Raw genomic sequence first — 2164 nt, forward strand, 5'->3', positions numbered from 1 at the left:
CTCGTGCGCCACGAAGTTCTGTGTGACCGAGTGGAGGTGAAAGACCACCACCGCCGGGCCGTCGCAGCGGCCCGGTAGAAGCTGGGGGCAGACCGACCCGGGGGACGCCGGTGAGGTTGGAGAGCAGCCCCGACAACGACGGGACGCGTCGGCACTGCCAGACGGCGCGGGTCCGGCAAGCGAAGGCCAGAAGGTGTACGTGAGGAACCTGCGGTTAAAGCTCCGTAAGCGTTGTACCGGCTCCAACCTGGTAGATCTGGGCCGGGATGCAGTACACGGCCGCTCGAAACCTGAGTGGCCGACTCCGAAGCCCGTCAAGACGGCGGGTGGGGAGGCCGTGCCGAAGAACTGCGGCGTAGGTGCGGCGAGGCTGCCGGGGCAGAGCAGGGCACCCATCCTGGCCGATCGGCACACAGGGAACGTGGGAACCACCCGAGATCGCCCCCGCACCGGCCGGCCAGGCCGGGAGCATGGGCAGGCCCGTCGCCGGCTGATGGTCTCGTGGTGGGGCGGAGGCCCCGTAGTAGTCGGAGCGCGCGAGAGGCGCGTACGTGGCGAAGGGGGCCAGCAAGTCAGCAGGGCGGATACTGGAATGCCAGGAGGACGTTGGTGAATACTGACGAGCTGGAGGACGCCGCGTATGTGGCGGAGCGCCGGGTACTGAAGATCCAGTCCAAGCTGCACCGTTGGGCGGCGGACCCTCTCCGCCGATTTGATGACCTCTATAACCTCGTCTGCGACCCGGCCTTCCTGTTCACGGGATGGATGCGGGTGCGGAGCAACAAGGGTGCGCGCACGGCCGGAGTGGACGGCGTGACCGCCCACTATGTCGAGGACGTGCGTGGGCTGGACGGCTTCCTTGCGGAGCTGCGGGCGGACTTGAAGGCCCGCACGTTCCAGCCCCTGCCGGTCCGGCGACGTGGGATCCCCAAGGCGGGCGGCAAGGTCCGCTACCTGGGGATCAACACGATCCGGGACCGGGTAGTCCAGGCGTCCCTGAAACTGGTCCTGGAGCCGATCTTTGAGGCGGATTTCCTCCCGTGTTCCTACGGGTTCCGCCCCAGGCGCCGGGCTCACGACGCGATCGCCGAGAGCCGTCATCTGGCTTCGCACTCCTATGAGTGGGTAGTTGAGGGCGACATCGAAGGCTGCTTCGACAACATCGGACATGCTCCCGTTCTCGAACGGATGCGCGCCCGGGTCGGAGACAAACGCGTCATGGCCCTGGTGAAGGCGTTCCTCAAAGCCGGGATCCTCACCGAGGAATCCGGGCTGAAGGAGTCCCGGGCCGGTGCCCCGCAAGGCGGGATCTTGTCGCCCGTGATCGCCAATATCGCGCTGTCCGTGCTGGACGAGGCGATCTCGGCGGGACCGGGCGGACCGAACACCACCTCGGGCCGCAGGGCCCACCGGCGCGTGATGGGGAAGCCCAACTACCGGATTTGTAGGTACGCGGACGACTTTCTCGTGCTCGTCGCCGGGACCCGCGAGGATGCGATACGCATCCGGGCCTGGGTGGCCTCGGTGCTCTGTCCGATGGGTCTGCGCCTGTCGCCGGAGAAGACGAAGATCACGCACATCGACGAGGGCCTGGACTTTCTCGGCTGGCGCCTCCAGCGTCACCGGAAGAAGGGCACCATCGACCGGCGGTACGTCTACACCTATCCGTCCAAGCAGGCCCTCGGGTCCGTGAAGGACAAGGTGCGAGACCTGTGCCGGATGGACATCAACTTGCCGCTGGAAGTCCTGCTGCACCGCCTCAACCGGGTGCTCAAGGGCTGGACCGCCTACTTCCGCTTCGGCATCTCGCATGCCACCTTCCATTACCTGCGTGCCTTCGTCTGGCAGCGGGTCATCGGGTGGCTGCGTCGCAAGTTCCGCCGGAGCAACTGGAAGGAATTGCGCCGCCGCAACTGCGGCGGACGTTGGTGGCCCACCACGGACGAGGTGACCTTGTTCGACCCCGCGAGAGTGCGGACCATCCGCTACTCCTACCGGGGCACCAAGATCCCCTCTCCATGGGCCAGCACGGCCTGAGGGAAGCTGCCCAATCGGGGCTTGTGGAGCGCCCGTTGCTCGGGAACGGGCACGGCGGGTGCGGAGGGCGGTCCGGGGAAACGGGCTGGCCGCAAGGCCAGTACCGCGCCCCGGGCCGACCCTACCT

At 67.3% G+C, this 2164-nt stretch carries 1 protein-coding gene; it reads left to right on the top strand.

Features of this window, described 5'->3' with window-relative positions:
• Positions 1 to 609: 609 nt before the first annotated feature.
• Positions 610 to 2037, top strand: a complete 1428-nt coding sequence (ltrA, locus tag ACIBK6_RS42425; protein ID WP_399058836.1) for a group II intron reverse transcriptase/maturase — start codon at positions 610 to 612, stop codon at positions 2035 to 2037.
• Positions 2038 to 2164 lie beyond the last annotated feature (127 nt).

The organism is Streptomyces sp. NPDC050485 (assembly GCF_044458185.1).
In the GTDB taxonomy this organism is placed as follows: domain Bacteria; phylum Actinomycetota; class Actinomycetes; order Streptomycetales; family Streptomycetaceae; genus Streptomyces.